Source organism: Streptacidiphilus pinicola (assembly GCF_003258295.1).
Taxonomy (GTDB): Bacteria; Actinomycetota; Actinomycetes; order Streptomycetales; family Streptomycetaceae; genus Streptacidiphilus; species Streptacidiphilus pinicola.
Window position 1 is genome coordinate 70,461 of sequence record NZ_QKYN01000027.1, and the last position, 19,226, is coordinate 89,686.

The 19,226-nt window shown below is 71.0% G+C and carries 20 protein-coding genes and 1 pseudogene; 9 read left to right on the forward strand and 12 right to left on the reverse strand.

Going from position 1 to position 19,226, the window contains the following annotated elements:
- Positions 1 to 11: 11 nt before the first annotated feature.
- The gene (locus tag DN069_RS06525) at positions 12 to 296 is read right to left on the reverse strand and encodes a hypothetical protein (protein WP_111499873.1); all 285 of its coding nucleotides are present in this window, start codon (positions 294 to 296) and stop codon (positions 12 to 14) included.
- A gap of 845 nt (positions 297 to 1,141) precedes the next feature.
- Between DN069_RS06525 and DN069_RS06530 the strand changes: the two genes are divergently transcribed.
- On the forward strand, positions 1,142 to 1,372 hold the full coding sequence (locus DN069_RS06530) for a hypothetical protein (RefSeq protein ID WP_111499874.1): 231 nt from the start codon (positions 1,142 to 1,144) through the stop codon (positions 1,370 to 1,372).
- A 116-nt stretch (positions 1,373 to 1,488) separates the two neighbouring features.
- Here the strand turns inward: DN069_RS06530 and DN069_RS39330 are convergent, their stop codons facing one another.
- Entirely contained in the window at positions 1,489 to 1,791 is a 303-nt protein-coding gene (locus DN069_RS39330; protein WP_133259836.1) for a hypothetical protein, read from the reverse strand.
- Entirely contained in the window at positions 1,791 to 2,306 is a 516-nt protein-coding gene (locus tag DN069_RS42795; protein WP_111499875.1) for an ATP-binding protein, read from the reverse strand. The genes DN069_RS39330 and DN069_RS42795 overlap by 1 nt, the downstream gene beginning before the upstream one ends.
- A gap of 420 nt (positions 2,307 to 2,726) precedes the next feature.
- On the opposite strand from DN069_RS42795, the gene DN069_RS06540 reads away from it, so the two are divergent.
- Both DN069_RS06540 and DN069_RS06545 read left to right on the forward strand, forming a co-directional pair.
- Positions 2,727 to 4,355, forward strand: a complete 1,629-nt coding sequence (locus DN069_RS06540) for an ATP-binding protein (protein WP_243638957.1) — start codon at positions 2,727 to 2,729, stop codon at positions 4,353 to 4,355.
- On the forward strand, positions 4,352 to 5,038 hold the full coding sequence (locus DN069_RS06545; protein WP_111499877.1) for a response regulator: 687 nt from the start codon (positions 4,352 to 4,354) through the stop codon (positions 5,036 to 5,038). Before DN069_RS06540 ends, DN069_RS06545 begins: the two co-directional genes overlap by 4 nt.
- A 93-nt stretch (positions 5,039 to 5,131) precedes the next feature.
- Here the strand turns inward: DN069_RS06545 and DN069_RS06550 are convergent, their stop codons facing one another.
- From DN069_RS06550 to DN069_RS06575, 6 genes are all read right to left on the reverse strand, one after another.
- A complete protein-coding gene (locus DN069_RS06550) occupies positions 5,132 to 5,563 on the reverse strand; it encodes an SRPBCC family protein (protein ID WP_111499878.1) in 432 nt (143 codons plus the stop codon).
- A 97-nt stretch (positions 5,564 to 5,660) separates the two neighbouring features.
- Complete coding sequence (locus tag DN069_RS06555; protein ID WP_111499879.1) at positions 5,661 to 7,418, reverse strand: RICIN domain-containing protein; 1,758 nt, start codon at positions 7,416 to 7,418, stop codon at positions 5,661 to 5,663.
- Positions 7,419 to 7,494: 76 nt separating this feature from the next.
- Positions 7,495 to 8,256 carry a carbohydrate ABC transporter permease gene (locus tag DN069_RS06560; protein WP_111499916.1) on the reverse strand — a complete coding sequence of 254 codons (762 nt, stop codon included), beginning with the start codon at positions 8,254 to 8,256 and terminating at the stop codon, positions 7,495 to 7,497.
- 59 nt (positions 8,257 to 8,315) lie between these two features.
- Positions 8,316 to 9,290: a carbohydrate ABC transporter permease gene (locus tag DN069_RS06565; protein ID WP_111499880.1), complete on the reverse strand. Its 975-nt coding sequence runs from the start codon at positions 9,288 to 9,290 to the stop codon at positions 8,316 to 8,318.
- A gap of 57 nt (positions 9,291 to 9,347) precedes the next feature.
- Positions 9,348 to 10,604: a sugar ABC transporter substrate-binding protein gene (locus tag DN069_RS06570; RefSeq protein ID WP_111499881.1), complete on the reverse strand. Its 1,257-nt coding sequence runs from the start codon at positions 10,602 to 10,604 to the stop codon at positions 9,348 to 9,350.
- A gap of 94 nt (positions 10,605 to 10,698) precedes the next feature.
- Positions 10,699 to 12,663, reverse strand: coding sequence for a glycoside hydrolase family 127 protein (locus tag DN069_RS06575; protein ID WP_111499882.1), 1,965 nt, complete (start codon positions 12,661 to 12,663; stop codon positions 10,699 to 10,701).
- A 219-nt stretch (positions 12,664 to 12,882) separates the two neighbouring features.
- Here DN069_RS06575 and DN069_RS06580 point away from each other — a divergent pair, with 219 nt between their 5' ends.
- The 5 genes and pseudogenes from DN069_RS06580 (at position 12,883) to DN069_RS39870 (ending at position 16,772) form a co-directional block, all read left to right on the forward strand.
- The gene (locus DN069_RS06580; protein ID WP_243638958.1) at positions 12,883 to 13,911 is read left to right on the forward strand and encodes a LacI family DNA-binding transcriptional regulator; all 1,029 of its coding nucleotides are present in this window, start codon (positions 12,883 to 12,885) and stop codon (positions 13,909 to 13,911) included.
- Positions 13,912 to 14,032: 121 nt separating this feature from the next.
- Positions 14,033 to 14,302: a hypothetical protein gene (locus DN069_RS06585; RefSeq protein WP_111499884.1), complete on the forward strand. Its 270-nt coding sequence runs from the start codon at positions 14,033 to 14,035 to the stop codon at positions 14,300 to 14,302.
- A 76-nt stretch (positions 14,303 to 14,378) separates the two neighbouring features.
- A pseudogene (locus DN069_RS42800) lies at positions 14,379 to 14,588 on the forward strand (hemerythrin domain-containing protein); the annotation flags it as partial.
- 148 nt (positions 14,589 to 14,736) lie between these two features.
- Positions 14,737 to 15,900, forward strand: coding sequence for a baeRF2 domain-containing protein (locus DN069_RS06595; protein WP_111499885.1), 1,164 nt, complete (start codon positions 14,737 to 14,739; stop codon positions 15,898 to 15,900).
- Between the two features lie 311 nt (positions 15,901 to 16,211).
- Positions 16,212 to 16,772 (forward strand): TIGR03086 family metal-binding protein, encoded by a 561-nt coding sequence (locus tag DN069_RS39870; RefSeq protein ID WP_165845386.1) that lies wholly within the window; start codon positions 16,212 to 16,214, stop codon positions 16,770 to 16,772.
- A 21-nt stretch (positions 16,773 to 16,793) separates the two neighbouring features.
- On the opposite strand, the gene DN069_RS06605 is transcribed toward DN069_RS39870, so the two are convergent.
- Positions 16,794 to 17,141 carry a helix-turn-helix transcriptional regulator gene (locus tag DN069_RS06605; RefSeq protein ID WP_111499886.1) on the reverse strand — a complete coding sequence of 116 codons (348 nt, stop codon included), beginning with the start codon at positions 17,139 to 17,141 and terminating at the stop codon, positions 16,794 to 16,796.
- Positions 17,142 to 17,258: 117 nt separating this feature from the next.
- Positions 17,259 to 17,849 carry a hemerythrin domain-containing protein gene (locus tag DN069_RS06610; protein ID WP_111499887.1) on the reverse strand — a complete coding sequence of 197 codons (591 nt, stop codon included), beginning with the start codon at positions 17,847 to 17,849 and terminating at the stop codon, positions 17,259 to 17,261.
- A gap of 432 nt (positions 17,850 to 18,281) precedes the next feature.
- Between DN069_RS06610 and DN069_RS06615 the strand changes: the two genes are divergently transcribed.
- Positions 18,282 to 18,725: an ATP-binding protein gene (locus DN069_RS06615; RefSeq protein ID WP_111499888.1), complete on the forward strand. Its 444-nt coding sequence runs from the start codon at positions 18,282 to 18,284 to the stop codon at positions 18,723 to 18,725.
- A gap of 154 nt (positions 18,726 to 18,879) precedes the next feature.
- On the opposite strand, the gene DN069_RS06620 is transcribed toward DN069_RS06615, so the two are convergent.
- Complete coding sequence (locus DN069_RS06620) at positions 18,880 to 19,170, reverse strand: hypothetical protein (protein ID WP_111499889.1); 291 nt, start codon at positions 19,168 to 19,170, stop codon at positions 18,880 to 18,882.
- Between the last annotated feature and the right edge of the window lie 56 nt (positions 19,171 to 19,226).

Genomic DNA, 19,226 nt, shown 5'->3' on the forward strand with positions numbered 1-19,226 from the left:
TCGCTGTGTTGTTACCGCCGCTCGAAGTGGTGGTGTACCTCGGTCACCTCGGGCGGGGCTTTCGGGTCGGCGAAGCCGAGCTCTTTCGTGACCGGCATCATCCGCCCCATGAACGCGTCGAGCTTCTCGCGCGACTCCCACAGGTCGACCACGTGCAGGCCCGCGCCGGTCACGATGGCGCTGTGGAACAGCAGCCCATCCGGGGCCTGGGCGGCGCGCGTCCCCGCCCGCTTGTCCGCCTGGTCGTACTGCTCTGCGGTCACGCCGGGGAAGTCGATCTCCATCAGAATTGCCATGACGGGCCTTTCTCTCGATCGGGTGCGCGCTCAGCTCAGCAGCGCTGCCAGGAGGCGGCGCGTTGTCGCGTCCAATCGGGTGGGTCACCCGCTGTCGCCGCTGCCTTCGCCTCAGATGCCGCCTGCGGCAGGCTGGGCAGCTTGGAGGGATGGCCGAGCCGTCGCCCTCCGGCGCGCATCATCACGCGCACTTCGTTGTGCACCATGTTGTCGACTCCGACCCGCCATACCGGCGCGTGGACCTCCTCGGCGAGACCGTCGGGAAGGCGCAAGGCCTCGGGACGTCGCGGAGTTCTGCCGCAGGGCCGGTGGACGAGCTCGACCTTCACTCGGAGGCGATGGTCGAATGGATCGGCGGCAGGCCCGAGGTGTGGGAGCAGCCTGCGCACGCTCGCCCGTCCGATGGATCGCTCGTCGCGGCCGATGTCCGGATCGTTGAAAGGGATGTGACCACTCAGGATCCGGCGCCGACGCCCTCACCCGGCGCGGCAGGGTTGGACGGACGCCGCTGTTCAGTGAGCTCGGGGCGGCGTGAGCTGCGTCCGGTCAGACAGTGCCGGGGCGCCCGGATCCGGAGTGGGACCATCTCGTCTTGGAAGGTACCGGACGCCGGCGTGGGAAGGTTCCTGTTGCGCAGCAGGAAGCAGCCTAGAAGGTGGCGGCCCCGCTGACGGGGAACTTCAGGGGGGCCTCGATGCTCTGGTGATCGGCGCCAGCCCGCAAGCGGCTGGTTGTGGGACATGATGGGGCTTCACCATTTCCCTGAAGGGGACTGGTGCGGTCGGCCCAGCCCGCCTGCCTCCACTGCGGGCGGCACGGCCCCATGGCTGGACCGAGGGGGGCGAATGCTGGAAGGCCTGGTCCTGGGCGCGACCTCACTGATGCTGATCGCGATGGGCTATGCGATGTTCGTGGACTTTCGCGGCCTGTCGACCAAGACGATCGAGGCGCACAACCGCTTCTGGCGTGGCTGGTCGCGTCAGACCATGGCCGCATACCGTCGGGGCGGGATCGCGTTCATGGCCTTCGGTGTACTGCTGGCCGTTTTGACGGTGTGGAGCGTGGCGAAGGGCTGATTCACTTCGCGTGCAGCAGAGCCGCGGAACGGGCCGGGTGAACAGCCGCGTCGGTCCAACTCGACGAGGGCCCGCGCGTGATGACGGTGACCGAAGGCGCCCGGTCCGCCTTCGATTCACCCGCCACTTTCGATTCCACCACCGAGGACGACGGAGAATTCTCCGGACCCAGTCCGGCTTCCGCCGCCTGAGCCGGGCAGCGGGCGGATTTCAGGCTGGGCGGCCTGCGGGGGACGTGGTCGGCGGTCGCGCCACCACGGCGTCGGCTCGCGGTCGGCAGGTCCGGGGCGCACCGGGCGACCGGAGAGTTGGATGCGAAGTTGCGCATTGTCCTGGCGCAGCAGGGCGATCTCGTCCTCGGCTTGCCGCAGCAGCCCGTACAGGCGGCGGACCTCGGCCAGGGCGGCGGTATCCGTCATCACGCACCTCCTCCGTCGACCGTTACGCGGCCTGGGAAGGCCCACGTGCTGAGCCTGACCGCAGCCCGCACATGGCAGTCACTCTCACCCAGCACGAAACAGACCCACTCGGCGAGGGCCTCGACGATCGCGAGGCCTCGGCCGTGCTCGTCAGGATCGGTCGATCGTGGGTTGCCGGGGCATCCCAGGTCCTGGCACCCGTCCTGCCGAGCGCGGCGGGATCCGTAGTCGACGACCGAGATGCACAGCAGCCGGGGATAAAGATCAAGAGAGAGCCTCATCCTGGAGCGACCGTGCTGCACTGCGTTGGCGAGTAGTTCCCCCGTGATGAGAACGGCGGCGTCGTGTTCGTGCTCGGACAGATGCCAACCGCTCAGCCGAGCAGCGGTGAAGCGGCGCAGGCTGCTCGCCTCGGACGCCAGTGACCGGGCCGTGGCTACCGCCCGGCGCGGCGCGGGGATGCTGGTCGCAGTCGACCTGGTCGGCGTGGGGCAGAGGGGACGGTTGGTGGACATCAGTACGGCAGCGTCTTCCCGGACGGTGTCCGCAGGTCCGGCTCAGGCGTGGATGGTCGGCCCGACGAGGATCGCTTGATCTGGATCTGACGCATCTCCTTGACCTTTCTGGAGGGAGATACGCCGAGGGTAGATCGGCAAACCGCAGGAATGGAATTCTTGATGACATTTCTCCCTTTTCCTGCATTCCTGAGGTTTTGCTTTTTCTGCTCATGAGCCCCCGAAGCTGGGCAAACCGGTCCTCACCAGCGATAATCACAACGAGGCCGGCCATCTGCGGCAAGGCCTGGGCGGAGCGGCGACGTGCTGGGAGTGAGCAGGGAGCGAGGGAGGGTCCAGAGCGGTGCCGAGAGGGTCAGGCACCCGCGCAGACGCCGGCTCTCAGGGCGGATTCTCGCGGCCCAGCTCGCGATCCTGATCGTGACGGGGGCAATCGGCTTCACCTTGCTGGGCCTGGCCCAGCGCGCGGAACTCGACCGCGCCTTCGAAGAGCGCGCCGTCGGCATCGCGAGCACCGCTGCCGCCGAGCCGCAGATCCGGCAGGCGATGGAGCAGGGCGCTCCCGCCGTGCCGGGTGGCGTCGTACAGACCGTCGCAGAGCGGGTCAGGGCAGCCTCGGGAGCCTCCTACGTGGTGGTCATCGATCTGAACCGAGTACGCCACTCGCACCCCGACCCCACCCTCGTCGGCCAACAGGTCGCCGAGCCGCTGGCCGTCCTCGACGGGCGGACCCACGCGGGAATCGACACCGGGTCGACCGGCCGGTCGGCCAACGGCAAGGCGCCCTTGTACGGGCCCAGCGGGAGGCTGGTCGGCGAGGTTTCGGCGGGCATCCCGGAGACCCAGGTCACCAGCGAGGTCTGGCGCGAGCTGCCGACCCTCGGCCTCTACGCCGGCCTGGCCCTGGCCGCCGGCCTGGCCACCTCGGTGCTGCTGGCCCGCAGGCTCAAAAGGATCACCTTCGGTCTGGAACTGGAGGAGATAGCCGGCCTCCTGCAGGACCGAGAGGCCATGCTGCACGGCATCCGTGAAGGTGTGATCGCCTTCGACCCACGGGAGCGCATCTCGGTGATCAACAAAGAGGCGGAGCGACTGCTCGGACTGACTGATCAGGAGGTGCGCGGCGCGCGCCTCGCCGACGTGCTTCCTGACGGCCGGCTGCGCCGTGTCCTCACCGGGACGATCACTGGAAACGACCTCACCGTCCTGACCGACGAACACTGTCTCGTCGTCAACCGGATGCCCGTCGCGCTGCACGGGCGCGAACTCGGTTGGGTGGTCACCGTCCGCGACCGGACTGAACTGGTCGGCATGATGCGCGAACTCGACTCGATGCGCGGCCTGACCGACGCGCTCCGCGCCCAGCAGCACGAGTTCAGCAACCGCATGCACACGCTCGCCGGACTGCTGGAACTGGGCGAGTACGACTCGGCCTTCGACTACGCGCTGGATGCCGCCGGCGCGGAACCCGCGTTGGCGGAGTCGGTGCGGGCACGGATCGGCCACGCGCTCATGGCGGGGCTCATCGTGGCCAAGGCCACGGTCGCCGGCGAGCGCGGCGTCCGCCTTGTCCTCGCCGAGGAGTCGCGGCTCAGCGAACAGCCGCCCCATCTGCGTCGGCTGCTCACCATCGTGGGCAATCTGCTGGACAACGCGATCGACGCAGCCGCCTCCGCCGACCCGGCGCCCGCCGGCGGCGCCGAGGTACGTCTCCTCGTCACCGAAGAGACGGACCAGGTACGAGTGCAGGTCGGCGACACCGGCCCCGGCGTCCCGCCCGAGGCGGTCAAGCACATCTTCGAGGACGGCTGGTCCACCCGCCCCGACCGTGGCACCGCCCGCCGCGGGCTCGGTCTGGCCCTGGTCCACAGGCTGGTCCAGCGTCACGGCGGGACCATCGACTTCAGCACCGGACCGGGGGCGGTCTTCACCGTCACGCTCCCCCTACCGGACACAGACCCGGCCCCCTTGGGCACGGTCAGCTCCACTGCCCCGCCGTTCCCGCCGGTCAGCGATGCCGAGTCGATCCGGGGCGGTGAACGCTGGTGATAGGAACACTCGTCGTCGACGACGACTTCCGCGTGTGCGGCATCCATGCCGCCTATGTCTCACGGGTCGACGGATTCGAGGTGCTACGTCAGGCCTCCTCCACGGCACAGGCCTTGGCGGCGGTACATGAACTCCACCCCGATCTGATCCTGCTCGACCTCTACCTGCCCGATGGCAACGGCCTCGACGTCCTACGCCGACTGACCGAGGAGGCCGGGTGGGCCCGCCCCGACGCAATCGTGATCACCGCGGCCCGGGACGTCGCATCTGTCCGGGCCGCGATGAAGCTCGGCGCGGTCGGCTACCTGGTCAAGCCGTTCGGCTTCCGCGAACTCGCGGAGCGCCTGAACGCCTACAAGTCACTGAGGCGGCGTATCGCGGCCGCCGGCCCAGAAGCCGACACCGACCAGGCCGGCGTGGACGCCCTCTTCAGCGCCGTCCACCCAACCGGCCTCCCACTCGTCCTGCCCAAGGGCCTCTCCTCGCCGACCTTGGCTCTGGTTCGCGCGGCCCTCGGCAAAACCGACCACGACGCGTCCGCGGCGGACATCGCCGAAGCCACCGGCGTCTCCCGGGCCACCGCCCAGCGCTACCTCACCTACCTGGTGCAGCAGGGAGCCGCCCGCCTGGAGCTCCGCTACGGCTCCACGGGCCGCCCAGAACACCGATACCGGACAGCGTGACGTCGTCTTCGGTGTCTGCGGCTGTTCCCGGATCGGCGCTGCAGGCCGAGGGTGCTCTTCGGCCTGCAGCGCCGTGAAGTGCGCTCGGCAGCCCTAGCGTGGCCCCTCGACCAGCGCCTTGAGCTTCCCCAGGTCAGCACGGACCGTGTTCTCGATCCTGTGGACCTGAGCCATGCCCTTCGGGCCGCCGAAGGTGTGGTGGATGGCCTCCGGCTCGTACTCCATCCGCACCTGTACCTGGCTGTGGGCAGCATCCACGGGGCGTACCGACAGGGTGCCGTTCAGGTCGGGAGCGCCCTCGGTCTGCCAGTCGATCTCCTGGCCGCTGCTGCGGTCGGAGAGCAAGGTGTCCATACCCCTCTGGGCGCCGTGGATCGTGACGTCGAGGTGTGCACCCTCGCCGTCCCTGGGGAAGGAGCGCCGAACCCCGTCCATGAACAACGGGTAGTCCTCGACACGGTGCAACTGGTCCCATACCTCGCGTGCGGGGGCGTCGATGGTGATCTGCTCTTCGAGTCTGCTCATGCTGGACCTCGCCTCCCGGCCCGGTGGCCCGAGCCTGTCGGTACTTCCAGCCTGCGCTGCGCTTGTGCCACCCGGCAACCAAGGCCCATGAGTGGCCTCAGCGGGCGGTGAGGGTCCAGAGGTGGTCGGCGGTGCCGTTGTCGTCCCATTGGAGGACCTGGGCGCCGGAGCTGGTGCTCATGTTGGTGACGCCGAGGAGCAGGCCGCTGTTGTAGTTGGCGATCTTGTAGTGGCCGCTGCCGTCCGGGATGAGTTGCCACAGGTGGTCGCCGGTGCCGTTGTCGCCCCAGATCAGCGCGGTGCCTCCGTCGCTGGTGCTCATGCCGTTGATCCCGAGGAGCAGGCCGCTCGCCTGGTTGACGATCTTGTAGAGGCCGTTGCCCGCCGCGACCAGCGTCCAGTTCTGGGTCGTGCCGCTGCTCGACGTGGCCTGGACGACCGCGGTGCCCTGGGCGGTGCCCGCACCCTGGGTGTCGAGGGCCAGGCCGCTGTTGAGGTCGGTGATCTGGTAGCGCCCGGCCAGCGAGGTCGTCGATCCGCTCGGGGTGACCACGAGGTGGTAGCCGTAGGCCGGGTTCATGGCGACCGGGACGGTGATGGAGCCGTTGGACACGCCGTAGCTGGTCTGCGAGATCGTGATCGGCCCGGAGACCGCCGCCGTGCGCCCGAGGGAGGGGGTGTACTCCAGCTTCACGTTCACGGTGCCCCCGAAGGCCGCGAGCGTGTTCAGCCCGTTGACGGTCACGGCCGTGGCACCGCTGCCGCCGCCGAAGACGACGCTGACCTGGTTGCGCGCGCCGTTGACGGACGCGGCGCCGTCGATGCCGGTCTGGGCCGGGGGCGTGGTGGCGACCATGCTGCCGGTCATGTCGCCGTACCACTTGTAGAGCCAGTAGGCGCCGTTGGGTGCGGCGCCGGTGTCGGTGAGGGTGTCGCCGAGGGTGCCGTAGTGGTTCCAGAACGCCATCTCGGCGTCGTGCACACCCGCCCGCTCGAACTTGGCGATGTAGCCGACCATCGCGCCCGGCACGCCGACCTCGCTGGTCGTCCCGTACTCCTCGATCGCGATCGGGCGCGGGCTGATGCCCAGGCCCGACTCCAGCGCGCGGTAGGCGGCGACGTCGGCGGCGATGTTCTGCTCGCCCCCGAGTTCGTGCCAGCTGACGACGTCGGGCAAGGTGCCGCTGTTCTTGGCGTCGGTGAGGAAGGTGCTCATCCGGCTCTGGTTCCAGTTGGAGTAGCTGGGGCCCTGGATCGGCGTGGTGGCGTCCTTCGACCGCACCTCCTGGTAGGTGCGGGCCCAACCGGTGTCGAAGGCGCCCGCGTTGGTGGTGTCCCAGGTCCAGTCCGGCTCGTTCCACAGCTCGTAGGCGGCGATGTTCGTCGCGCCGGAGGACTTCACGGAGGCGATCTGGGTGTCGACGGCGGTGAGCCAGTTGCTCCAGCTGATCCACTTGTAGGGGAAGTTCGGGTACCAGTCAGGCATCCGGACGACGACCTTGGCGCCGGCCCTCGCCGCCTCGGGGGCGACGACGAGGGCGTCGCCGCCGGGCGCGCTCTCGCCGTTGGGCAGCTGCGAGCCGCCGGGCGCCATCTGGACGAAGGTGTTGGGCTTGAGCGCCTCGACGAGGCCGTCCGCGGGAACGGTCGCGGTGTCCAGCCCGTAGAGGCTGCCCGAGGCGACGTGGGTGACGGCGCGCAGGGTCTGGTTGGCGTTGACGACCAGGGTGGTCGAGGCAGTGGGCGCGGCCTGGGCCGGGGCGGCGGCGAGCGGCGGCGCCACGGCGGCCAGGGTGAAGGCGGCGAGCAGGGCGGCGGCTCGCCGCCCCGCCCGGTTGCCTGGGGTGGTGTTCACGTTGCTCTCCTGACAGGGGTGGGAGGTGGGTGGGACAGCAGAGCGGTGCGTGTGAGGGCGTACGGGGCGAGCGGGCTCAGTCCTTGACAGCGCCCGCGGTGACGCCGGCGGCGACGTAGCGCTGCGCGAGGACGAGCAGCAGCGCCGCCGGCAGGGAGGCCACCACGGCGGTGGCCATGATGGCGTTCCACTCCTGGTTGTTGTTGCCGATGTAGCGGTAGATGCCGAGCGTGATCGGACGCCAGTCGCCGCCGCTGTCGAGGGTGTTGGCGAAGACGAAGTCGGACCACGCCCACAGGAAGGCGAAGAGGGAGACGGTCACCACCGCGTTGCGGCTGACCGGCAGGACCACGGACCAGAAAGTGCGGAAGGCGCCCGCGCCGTCCATCTTGGCGGCAGCGGTGAGTTCGTCGGGAACGCCCGACATGAAGGCGACGAAGATCATCACGCCGAACGGGACGGCGATGGTGGAGTCGGCCACGATCAGGCCCCACCAGGTGTTCATCAGGCCCAGGTCCACGAAGATCCCGTAGAAGCCCATGGCCATGACGATGCCGGGGACCATCTGCGCGACGAGCAACGCGATCGAAACCGCTCCCCCACCGCGCGGGCGCAGCCTGGCGAGCGCGTAGCCGGCGGGGGCGGAGATCAGCAGAGTGAGGGCGACGGTGCCGAGGCCGATGAGCAGACTGGTGAGCAGGTACGGCAGTTGGTCGCGCAGGACGGCCTGGTAGCCGGAGAAGGTGGGGTGCAGTGGGAACAGGTCCGGCGGGCTCTTGCGCATGTCCTGCTGCGGGGTCAGCGACACGTTGAGCATCCAGTAGACGGGGAAGAGCATCAGCGCGGTCAGCACCAGGCCGATCGCCGTGGTTCCCCTGCTGCGGCGCACGGGCGTGATCACGCTTCCTGCCTCCTCTGGACGCGGATGTAGAGCAGCCCGAAGACCAGGGCGATCAGGATGAGGATGTTGCCGACGGCTGCCCCGGGGCCGAACTGCGGCAGCAGCGAGCCGAAGCCGAGGCGGTAGGACCAGGTGGCGAGTGTGGTCGAGGAGTCGCCGGGCCCGCCCTTGGTCATGATCCAGATCAGGTCGAAGACCTTGAGCGTGTAGACGAAGCCCAGCAGCAGCACGATCGCCGAGACCGGGCGCAGCAGCGGGAAGGTGATCCGGCGGAACTGCTGCCAGGCGTTCGCGCCGTCGAGCGAGGCCGCCTCGTAGAGGTCGGCGGGGATGTTCTGCAGGCCGGAGTGGAGGATCACCAGGTTGAACGGGATGCCGATCCAGATGTTGGCGAGGATGACGGAGTTCAGCGCCCAGGCCGGCGATGTCAGCCAGTCGACCGGGGCGACGCCGACCAGGTGCAGGCCGAAGTTCACCAGGCCCGACTCGCTGTTGAGCAGCCACGCCCAGGTCGACGAGGAGACGATCAGCGGCAGCAGCCACGGGATCAGGAACAGCGCCCGCAGCAGTCCGGAGAGCCGGAAACGGCGGTTGAAGAACACTGCGAGGGCCAATCCGGCGCCGTACTGCAGCGCGATCGAGACGAGGGTGAACACCATCGTGTTGCGCAGCGCCGGCCAGAACGTCGGGTCGCCCAGCACCTGCCGGAAGTTGTCGAGGCCGGAGAAGGGCGCGTCGCCGTCAACGAAGGAGCGCACCGTGTAGTGGTGCAGGCTCAGGTCGACGTTGCGGTAGAGCGGGTAGAGGTAGAAGGCCGCCAGGTAGAGGACGAGCGGCGCGACGAAGGCCCAGGTGGTGAGCCGGCCACGCAGGCGGCGCCTCCGGGCGTCGCGGGCGTCGGCGGTGGCGGTCGCGGTCGCCCTGGACGCGGCCGGTGACCGCTGCGGGCGGTCGGCGCGGGCGAGGGTCATACGGGCTCCTTGCTGCGGGTGGAGGCGTCCAGGGACGACGGGAGCGGGTTGCTGGGCTCAGCCCTGGTGGTTGGCGACGGCCTGCTGGGCGGCGTCGAGCGCCGCCTGCGGGTTCTGGCTGCCCGACAGGGCGGACTGGACGGCGGTCCACAACTGCTGGGAGATCACCGGGTACTTGGTGCCGAGTCCGTCGCTGGTGCGGCCGCGCGCGGCGGCGACGGCGTCCACCCAGGGCTTGAGCGCCGGGTTCGCCTGGACCTGCTGTGTCTGCACCTCGGCGGTCGGGGCGACGTAGGAGAGGGTGGTGTCGGTGGCCAGCAGGTTCTGGGCGCTGATCAGGCAGTCGACGATCTTCTTGTCCGTCGCGTAGCGGGAGTTGTCCTTCTGCACCGGGACGGTGACGAACTCGCCGCCGGTCGGCGCGGGCGCGGAGCCGCCGTTCTGGCCGGGGATGCTGATGACGCCGTAGGGGAAGCCGGCCTTGGCGGCGTTTCCGAGCTGCCAGGTGCCGTTCTCGCCGAAGGCGTAGCTCCCGGTGGCGAACTCCTGCCAGCTGGTGGTCTGGGTGTTCTGCAGCACGTCGTTGGGGGCCAGGCCCTGGGAGACCCAGCTCTTCCACAGACTCAGGGCGGCGACACCATGGGCGTTGTTCAGCTTGGTCAGGTCGCCGCTCGCGCCCCAGAACCAGGGCAGGAACTGGAAGCTGCCCTCCTCGGTGCCGATGGCGGAGAAGGTGATGCCCTTCTTACCGGCGGCCTTGACCTTCTGCAGGGCGGCGGTGAGCGAGGCCCAGTCCTTGACCGACGCCGGGTCGACGCCCGCGGCCTTGAGGACGTTCTTGTTGTAGTACAGGGCCAGGGTGTTGGCGCCGATCGGGACGCCGTAGGCGGCTCCGTCGACGGTGCCCGCGCCGATGATGTTCTTCTGGATCGCCGACGTGTCCAGGCCCAGGTCGGTGGTCTTGTTGAGGATCCCGGCCGAGACGAGGGTGGAGACGACGGGGTTGTCGACGAGCATGACGTCGGGGGCGTTGCCCTGCTGCGCGGCCAGCAGGGCCTTGTTGCCGAGGTCGGTGGTGTCCATGCCGGTGCGCTTGATCGTGACGCCGGCCGTGGTGCCGCAGGCGGCGACGGTCTTGCCCCAGTTCGAGGAGGCGTCGAACTGCGGGTAGGGGTCCCAGAAGGTGTAGGTGGAGCCGCCCGAGCCGGAGCCCGCGGTCGAGGCGGAACCGGATCCGGAGGAGCAGGCCGCGACGGCGGCGAGCGCGGCGCCGGCCAGGGCGGCGGCGAGCAGGGTACGGGGCAGGTGTCTCATGGTGGGTGGCCTCGATCTGACGGTTCGGGTGGGGTGGGACGCGGGGTCGCGCGGCGGTGGTGCTCAGCGGTGCTCGGTGGTGCTCGGCGCGGGGTCAGCCGGTGGGCAGCCAGACGCGCATGGAGCCGGTGCCGCGGTTGGCCCAGGCGTAGTACGGGACGGCGGTCAGTTCCATCGCCCTCCCCGGAGCCCGGGAATCGGCCGTGGCGGTGGTGTCGGTGGCGGGCGCGTAGGGCCACCATCCGGCGTCGGGGAGGGTGTGGCGCTGTCCGCCGGCGACCACGGTGACGACCCCGCCGAGCAGGTCGGGGCGCTCCTTGACGGCGAGCGGAACGGCAGGGTCGATGGTGACGGCGTCCAGGCCGCCGCCGGGCTGGTCCTGCTGTTCCAGACAGTGGACCAGCGGACCCCGTTCGATCGCGACGCAGCCGCGCACCGCGTCGACGCGCGGGTCGGCGACGACCAGACGCGGGCGCATCTCCAGCTCCAGCACCACCTGCTGCCCGGGCGCCCAGGCGCGTCCGACGCGCAGCCAGCCGTCGTCCAGGACCACGCCGTCGACGGGTTCGCCGCCGTCGGCGTGGACGAGGGTGTACTCGGTGCACCACTGCGGGATGCGCAGGGACAGCGTCCACGGCTGGACCGGGGTCTCCTCGACGGTGATCTCGATGCGGCCCTGCCAGGGATAATCCGTGTTAGCGCTAACAATTATGGGCAGCCCATGGGCCTCCCCCTCGAAGCGCCCGGAGGCGTACTGGTGCAGCTGGACCCCGCGCCCGTCGGTGGTGGCGAGGTAGTGCTCCAGACTCCCGAGCAGCCGCATCACGTTGGGCGGGCAGCAGGCGCAGCGGAACCAGCGGGTGCGCCGCGAGGAGTGGTCGCCCCCCGCGTCCACGTAGCCGTCGCGGACCTGGAGCGGGTTGACGTACAGCCAGCTCTCGCCGTCCAGCGACATACCGGCGAGGAACCCGTTGAACAGGGTGCGCTCGATCAGGTCGCTGTAGCGGGCGTGCCCGGTGAGCAGGGCCATCCGCCAGCTGAACTGGATGGACGCGACGGCGGCGCAGGTCTCGCAGTAGGCGCGCTCGTTGGGCAGTTCGTAGGGGTCGCCGAAGTCCTCCTTGTCGTGGTGGGCGCCGACACCGCCGGTCAGGTGGGTCTTGGTCGCGACCATGGCGTGCCACAGCCGGGCACAGGCCTCGGCCAGCGCGGGCTCGCCGGTCTCGGCCGCGAGGTCGGCGGCGGCGGCGAGCAGGTAGAGCTGGCGCACCGCGTGGCCCTCGACGGTGTCGGCCTCCCGTAGCGGCACCCGGTCCTGGCAGTAGGGCTCGTGCCCGTGGGCGCCGTGGCCGTGGCGGTCGACGAAGTAGGCGGCCAGCTCGAGGTAGCGCGGTTCTCCGGTCTCCCGGTGGAGCTCGACGAGCGCGGTCTCCACCTCGGGGTGGGCGTCGAAGGTGTCCAGCGGCTTGCCGCTGCCCTCGGGTCCGAAGGTCGCGTCAATCTGGTCGGCGAATCGCCGGGCCACCTCCAGCAGCTCCGCGCGCCCGGTGGCGCGGTGGTGGGCGACGGCGGCCTGGATCAGATGGCCCGCGCAGTACAGCTCGTGGCCCCACCGCAGGTCGGAGTAGCGCCCTTCGCCCTTGCCGGACTGGAACCAGGTGTTGAGGTAGCCGTCCTCCTGCTGGGCGGCGGCGACCAGCGCGGCGATGCGGTCCACCTCTGCCGCGAGCGCCGAGGTCCCCCGGCCTGCGGCGGCGTCCTGGGCCAACTGCCAGGAGGCGGCCTCCAGCCACTTGTAGACGTCGGTGTCCTGGAACGGGTAGTCCCCGACGAAGGAACCCTCCGCGTCCCCCGCGACCAGGCGCAGGTTGTGCAGATTGCCCGCGGCCTCGAGCAGGGCCGGACCCTGCGGGATGCCGACCTGGGCGTTGACGCGCCGGCGGTCGTGCCAGAAGCCCGAGGTCACCGCGGCCGCCACGCTGGGACGCAGGGCGGCGTGCGCCTGGGGCCCGAGACGGATCGGACCGGTCGATGAACGGGTCGGGGGCGTGCGGGACATGGGACTCCCCAGCTCGGGGCCGTGAGCGGCGCTGACGAAGGGCGTGCTGCGCAAGAGTGTGGGCAACTGCGCAAACCTTTTCCGAGCCCGAAACGTATGGCGCCTCCGAAAGAGCGTCAAGACGCTGGACAGGATGAGTTTTCGTTCGCTGTCGACTGTTCAAGCGGTGGGCGCGGTGGCACCATGGGGCGCGACAACTGGTTGAGAAAAGGATTGCGCGTGTCGAAGCCGAGCCACCCCGCCAACGCCCCGAAGGCCAGAGCCACCCTCACCGACGTCGCCGCTCACGCCGGCGTGAGCGTGGGCACCGCCTCGAAGGCGCTCAGCGGCACCGGCCGGATGCGCCCCGAGACCCGCCAACGGGTCCTCGACGCCGTGCGGGACCTCGACTTCCGCCCCAACCAGCAGGCGCAGAGCCTGCACACGGGCCGCAGCTGGACCGTCGGGTTGATGACCACCGACGGCATCGGCCGCTTCAGCACCCCGGTCCTGCTCGGCGCCGAGGACGCACTGGGCGCCGGAAAGATCTCCGTGCTGCTCTGCGACACCCGCGGCGACGCCATCCGCGAGCAGCACCACCTGCGCAACCTGATGGACCGCCGGGTGGACGGCATCATCGTCACCGGCCGTCGCACCGACCCCCGGCCACCGCTGTCGGGCATCCACGACGGGGTACCGGTCGTCTACGCTCTCTCCCCCTCCACGGACCCGGCCGACATCTCGGTCGTCTCCGACGAGGCCCAGGGCTGCCGCCTCGCCGTCGAGCACCTGCTGGCCGCCGGGCGCACCCGGATCGCCCACGTCACCGGCCCGGCCCACCACGCGGCCGCCGCGGACCGTGCCCGTTTCACCCGGCACCTGCTGGACGAGGCCTCACTCGAACTCTCCACCGGCCGCGTCCACTTCGGCGACTGGAGCGAGGCCTGGGGCCGCCGCGCGGCGGAGGCGGTGCTGCGCTCCGCGCCGGACACCGACGCGTTCTTCTGCGGCAACGACCAGATCGCCCGCGGGGTGACCGACACCCTGCGCGAGCGCGCCGTCCGGGTGCCGGAGGAGGTCGCCGTGGTCGGCTACGACAACTGGGACACCATGGCCCTCGCGGCCCGGCCCCCGCTGACGACCATCGACGTCGACCTCACGGAGATCGGACGGATCGCGGCGCTGCGCCTGCTGGAGGCCATCGACGACCGTCCGCAGCCGGGGGTGTACCGGGTGCCCTGCCGCCTGGCGGTACGCGAGTCGGCCTGACGTGACACTCACGTACACGGGCAAGGACTACCCGGACTTCAACCCTCTGGCTCCGCACAGCGGACCGTCCGACCGGCACGCGGGGTGGCGCTGGAGCCCGACAACGGGGAGTATCTGGTCCATGACACGCAGCGACGGTCCGCTGAGCAACGACGCCCACTACCTGCAGAGCACGGCCCACCTGTTCAGCTGGGAGGTGGAGTGGGAGCCCGACGGCAGCGTCCGGATGTCCCGCGGCGACCAGACGGTCCGTGCGTTCTTCGGCCACGACGGCGCGTTCTGGTTCGGACGGACCAACGGCCCCGACACCACCGACCGGGAACTCGCCCTGTCGGAGACCGTTGCCGCACTCGAGCTCCGCGGCGATCCCTCGATGCCCCCGGCCGCGTGATCACGTGACCAGGGTGTGCCCGTCACCGACGGGCGTGTCGGCGTGCAGAGCTCGCCGTTCGCGCTGAAGCACCACCATGTCGGTCCGCCTCCTCGAGGCCCATTGCGGCGACGTCATCAGGGAACTGACGGCGGATCACCGCAGGCTGGAGCAGCTGTTCGACCAGTTCACCCTGCTCCCTGCCGGCGATCCGCGCAGGCGGGAGATCGCTGACGCCTTCACGATCGAGCTGGCGCGACACTGGGCCGCCGAGGAGGCGCACCTCTTCCCGGTGGTACGGACGCGGGTCGAAAACGGTACGCGGCTTGCTGGCAAGAAGATCGCCGGATTCGCCTCCGCACACCAGATGCCCGCAGGTCGCTGCCGGGACAGCGCGTGGAGCCGCGCAAGCGGGGCAGGCGCCCGACCGGTGAACCACAGGAAGCGAGGCAGCCATGGAACTGACCTTCCTCCATCCCCTGCTCGACCGCCCGGGCCCCTGGGCGAGCGTGATCATCGACACCTCCCGCAGCACCGAGGACGCCGCCAAGCAGACCGAACTGCGCCGCCGCGCGGCCGCCCGGGAACTCACCAGGCTGGGTGCCGACCGGCGCTCCGTCGACGCGCTCGTCAGCACGCTGCAGCACGAGCCGACGTCCGGCTCCCCGGCCGGGCGAGCCCTCTACGCGACCGAGGGCCGGGTCGTCCTCGACCTGGAGCTGACGTACGCGCCGGCCGGTGTGACGACGGCCTGGTCCGCCCTGCCCCGGCTGGCGCCGCTGCTGTCCCTGCGGGCCGAGGAACCCGAGGTCCTGCTCGCGCTCATCGACCGGACCGGGGCCGACCTCCAGGTGGGCAACGGGCACGGCCGTCGCCCGCTCGCCGGCGCGCAGGGCCAGCAGTGGCGCGGTCGGGGCCACCGGTCCATCCCGGCGGACCGCTACGAGTGGCACTACCAGCACCGGGTCGAGGACTCCTGGGACAGGACCGCGCAGGTGATCGCGGACGAGGTCACGCGGCAGCAGGCCGGCTGCCCGGAGTGCGTCCTCGTGTTGGCAGGCGACGCGCGCGAGCGGCACGAGGTCGCCCGCCGCCTTCCCGCTCCGCTGCGATCCGCGGTCGTGCAGCTGCGGACCGGCGGGCGCGCGCCGGGCGGCGCCGACCACGCGCTGGACCATGAGTTGGAATGCCTGTGCGCGTACATCGTCGCCGAACATGTGGAGCGGGCCTTCGCCGACCTGGCCGCCGGGCGGTCACGGGATCCGGGCACGGGGCGCGAACGAGCGCCCGGTGCGGAGCGGCGGACCGCGGAGGGCGTGCCGCAGGCGATCCACGCGGCGCGCGACCGCAGCCTGGCGACGCTGCTGCTGGATCCGTCCGCCCCGGACGCGACCCGAACCGTCTGGACCGGCACCGAACCGCTGCTGCTGGCCGTCGAACGCGCCGAGGTCCAGCGACTCGGCGCGCGCTACCCCCACCCGGCGCGCACGGACGACGTCCTGCTGCGCGCGGCGGCCGCCCTGGACGCGCAGGCGCTGGCCATCCCCCCGGGCGGCCCCGGCCCCGTCGGCGGCGTCGGCGCCCTCCTGCGCTGGCCTCAGGCAGCCTCCGCCGCCTGAGGGCCAGAGGCCCGCGGCTGGGCCTATGCGGCTGGCCGTCGGCCAGCCGGACGAGGCAGGCGCTCAGGTGCGGCGAAGGGCTCCAGGGCGGTGGCGCTGAAGGGGGCGCATGCATCGTCGTCGACCTGGGCGGCGTCGACTTCTGCGACTCGACGGCGGGGCGTAGCGGACTCGCCCGAGTGCCGGCACACCCCGCCGCGCGGCGGCGGCTCGACGGTTTGGGCCAGCCTGCCTCGGGCAGGCGCGCAGCGACCGATGCGACGCGATCGGAGGGCCGCACGAACCTCCGGACTGACGAGGGGAGCAAGCACGTGAACCGGGACGCCGTCGAACGGCTCAGCAGGGTGCTGGCCCAGACCGCGGACCTCGTCGAACGGGTCCGCCCGGAGCAGGCACCGTTGCCAACGCCATGCCGGTCTTGGGACGTCGGGCGGCTGGTCAACCACCTGCTGCACGAGTTGGAACAGTCCCGGGTCCGAGCCGAGGGCGGGATCCCCGACCTTGCGGGGGACGGTCCGGAGGTCGCACCTGAACGGTGGAGCCCCTTGTTCGAACAAGGGGCGAAGGAGTTGCTCGCCGCCTGGAGAGAGTCCAGGGCGACCGACCAGGACCAGGCCCGGTTCACCCTGGCGCAGCAGACCGCGGAGTTCGCCGTCCACGGCTGGGACCTCGCGCGGGCCACCGGGCAGCCGACGAACGCGCTCGACGCCGACGCCGCCGAGGCGTCTCTCGCCTGGGCGCGCGAGGCCCTGCAGCCCCAGTACCGCGGCGCCGAGGAGGAGGGGCACGCCTTCGGGCCGGAGGTACGGGCTTCCGAGGCTCTCCATCTGCCCGACCGGTTGGCCGCCTTCTTCGGCCGCGATCCGGCGTGACGATGCGGCGTGACGCCGCCTTCAGCGCTTGAGGTCGGGATCCAAACCGGGGTGACCGTCGGAGTCACCGACCGCAGGGTGGCTGAGCAGCGCGAGAAGGTCGGCCACGGACGGCCCGGCGTCGGCGGGGTGCCGAAGCGGACTCCCGGCGGTGACCTGGTACCTGTTGGTGCGTCCGACCCGCGTGTGCGTCAGGTAGCCGCCCTGCTCGAGGTCGGTGATGATGCGTTGCACGGCACGTTCCGTCAGAAGACAGTGCGCGGCGATGTCGCGCACCCGGACCCCGGGGTCGCGCGAGATCTGCACCAGCACCCGTGCGTGATTGGTCAGGAAGGTCCATGTCACGCGTGCGCCCGGGGCTTGCTCCATCTCCCCATCGTACGACCGCTCTTTCACGCTTTGCGAAAGTCGACAAGCTTTTCGTGTCTCACCGCCTCTGCAGGCGCGACGCGGCCCCGGAGTTCTTCGGTCCCGAGGCCGACCGCCTCACCCCCTGACGCCGGGCGGCACACCCGCGCGACCGCGTCCGCGCCCGCTGATGGCGTCTCGGGCGCGGTCCACCAGGCCGATGACCGGCGCGATCCTGCGGTTCGCGGGAGGGTGGTGCGGCGCGGCCGGGTGCGGTCGGGTCGGTGCGTGATCCCTCGTGTCGCGGATCTCCTCCCCGAGGCGCGCCAGTTCCTCGGGCGTGCAGACGTCGGCCAGCGCGGGGAAGAGCAACCGCTCCTGAGTGGCGATGTGGGTGCGCACATCCCGGATCACCTGCGCCACCAGCCGGTTGAACTCCATGGTGGGGACGTCGAGCCGTTCCAGACGCTTCAGGGCACGTTCGATGTACGTGTGCTGCAGGACCTCCCCGTGGGCGGCGTCCTCACCACCCCGGACAGCCGCGCGCACCACCGGGTACAGGAACATCTCCTCCGCCACCTCGTGGCGCACCCAGGCGATGGTGATCCTGTCCGCGGCGTCCTTGCGCATCGGATCCCCCGGAGGCAGCGCCTGAATCCGGGCGAACAGCCGCTCGATGTCCCGGTGGTCCGCCGTGAGCTCGGCGATGACGTTGCCCCGGTGTTCCATGACTCGCCGCCTCCTCGGTCACTGGCGTGCGTTACGTCGCCGCACGCCGACCAGGGGCGTCTGCCCAGGTGGCGGGAGTCGACACCTGGGCTACTGCGGCGCCGCTCCGGAGCCCGGACCCGAAGGCCTCTCCACGCAGCCCCACGCAGGAGAGCCACGCCACGTCGTCGCCCGGGCGACCCGAGTGCCGCGCTGATTGGTCGCCCCGGCGCCGGGTAGGCGCGGGTGGCTCCCCCAGATCCCACGAGCGCCGCGGCACCAGGAGAGAGGACTTCGAATGCCTGACACGAAGCGTCTTCGGCGCCCTGGCACCACCGGTCTCCCTGTGAACGGCGGCCGATCTTCGAACGGATCGCCGGTGGTGCGTCGGCGATCCTCCCAAGAGATCCGTGAGCTGACAGCACGCCGGGCGGAGCCGTGGGAGGGGGCGCCATGAGCTCGAGCGCCGCGACCGCGCCGTCGTTCGGACCGCGTCACCTCGACTTCCTGCTCCACGACGACGTGGACCGGGTCGCCGCCGGGGTCGAGTTCGTGCGTGCGGCACTGGCCGACTGGCACCTCGGGGCGGGCCCGCCGCCGGGGGATGACGAGCGCGCCGTCGACGTGGTGCTCGTCACCGCGGAGTTGGTGGGCAACGCGGAGCGGCACGGGGGCGGAACCCGCTCGCTGGACGTCGAACGCCGCGACGGGCGGCTTCGCCTCACCATCCACGACCGCAGCGGTCTTCCGCCCCTCCCGGTGCGCCCGCACCGGGCGGGGCATGCGAGCGGACACGGCCTCTACATCGTGGACCGCCTCTGCACGGCTTGGGGCTGGGAACGGGACAGCGGGGGCAAGGCCGTCTGGGCCGAGCTGCCGGCGCCCCTCGCACCGTAGACCGGCCGACGGCAGACGAGGCTGCGGCCAACTCCCGACCCGCCGCCGGCGGCCGGGGCACGAGACCGGGCCGGCTTTGCCCAGCGACGCGTCGGGTAGCCGCGCCGGAGCTGCCGGTCCTGGCCCTGGTCTTCGCCGTTGAGTCCGCGCTCGATCAGTCGACCCGACCGCGCAGGCCCAGCCAGGTGAGAGCCGCGACGACGGCCGCCGCACCGAGCCCTATCAGCGTTTTCGTGCGGGTGGTCGTCCCGGTCGCGGTGGCTCCCTTCACCGACTTGGCGGTGTCCGCCGCTCGGTGCTGGGCCCGGCCGATCAGCGTCGCGGTCTCGTCGGCGGCTCGTCGCGCCATCCGGGCGGCCTGGTGGCGCACCACGGCCGCGCCGTCGGAGACCGAGTGGGCCGCGGTCGTGGTCTTCTCCTTCGCCTGCGTGAACGTGCTGCCCATGAGGCAACCCTCCCTGACGGTGACGTTGCGTACTACTGGCGTCTACCCGCGAAGTC

Coding starts and splice junctions, on each gene's coding strand:
- DN069_RS06525 (WP_111499873.1), bottom strand. CDS start 296: ATGGCAATTCTGATGGAGATCGACTTCCCCGGCGTGACCGCAGAGCAG.
- DN069_RS06550 (WP_111499878.1), bottom strand. CDS start 5,563: ATGAGCAGACTCGAAGAGCAGATCACCATCGACGCCCCCGCACGCGAG.
- DN069_RS06585 (WP_111499884.1), top strand. CDS start 14,033: ATGACACGCAGCGACGGTCCGCTGAGCAACGACGCCCACTACCTGCAG.
- DN069_RS06565 (WP_111499880.1), bottom strand. CDS start 9,290: ATGACCCTCGCCCGCGCCGACCGCCCGCAGCGGTCACCGGCCGCGTCC.
- DN069_RS06615 (WP_111499888.1), top strand. CDS start 18,282: ATGAGCTCGAGCGCCGCGACCGCGCCGTCGTTCGGACCGCGTCACCTC.
- DN069_RS39330 (WP_133259836.1), bottom strand. CDS start 1,791: ATGACGGATACCGCCGCCCTGGCCGAGGTCCGCCGCCTGTACGGGCTG.
- DN069_RS06570 (WP_111499881.1), bottom strand. CDS start 10,604: ATGAGACACCTGCCCCGTACCCTGCTCGCCGCCGCCCTGGCCGGCGCC.
- DN069_RS42795 (WP_111499875.1), bottom strand. CDS start 2,306: ATGTCCACCAACCGTCCCCTCTGCCCCACGCCGACCAGGTCGACTGCG.
- DN069_RS06595 (WP_111499885.1), top strand. CDS start 14,737: ATGGAACTGACCTTCCTCCATCCCCTGCTCGACCGCCCGGGCCCCTGG.
- DN069_RS06575 (WP_111499882.1), bottom strand. CDS start 12,663: ATGTCCCGCACGCCCCCGACCCGTTCATCGACCGGTCCGATCCGTCTC.
- DN069_RS06620 (WP_111499889.1), bottom strand. CDS start 19,170: ATGGGCAGCACGTTCACGCAGGCGAAGGAGAAGACCACGACCGCGGCC.
- DN069_RS06605 (WP_111499886.1), bottom strand. CDS start 17,141: ATGGAGCAAGCCCCGGGCGCACGCGTGACATGGACCTTCCTGACCAAT.
- DN069_RS06560 (WP_111499916.1), bottom strand. CDS start 8,256: ATGCTCTTCCCCGTCTACTGGATGCTCAACGTGTCGCTGACCCCGCAG.
- DN069_RS06530 (WP_111499874.1), top strand. CDS start 1,142: ATGCTGGAAGGCCTGGTCCTGGGCGCGACCTCACTGATGCTGATCGCG.
- DN069_RS06610 (WP_111499887.1), bottom strand. CDS start 17,849: ATGGAACACCGGGGCAACGTCATCGCCGAGCTCACGGCGGACCACCGG.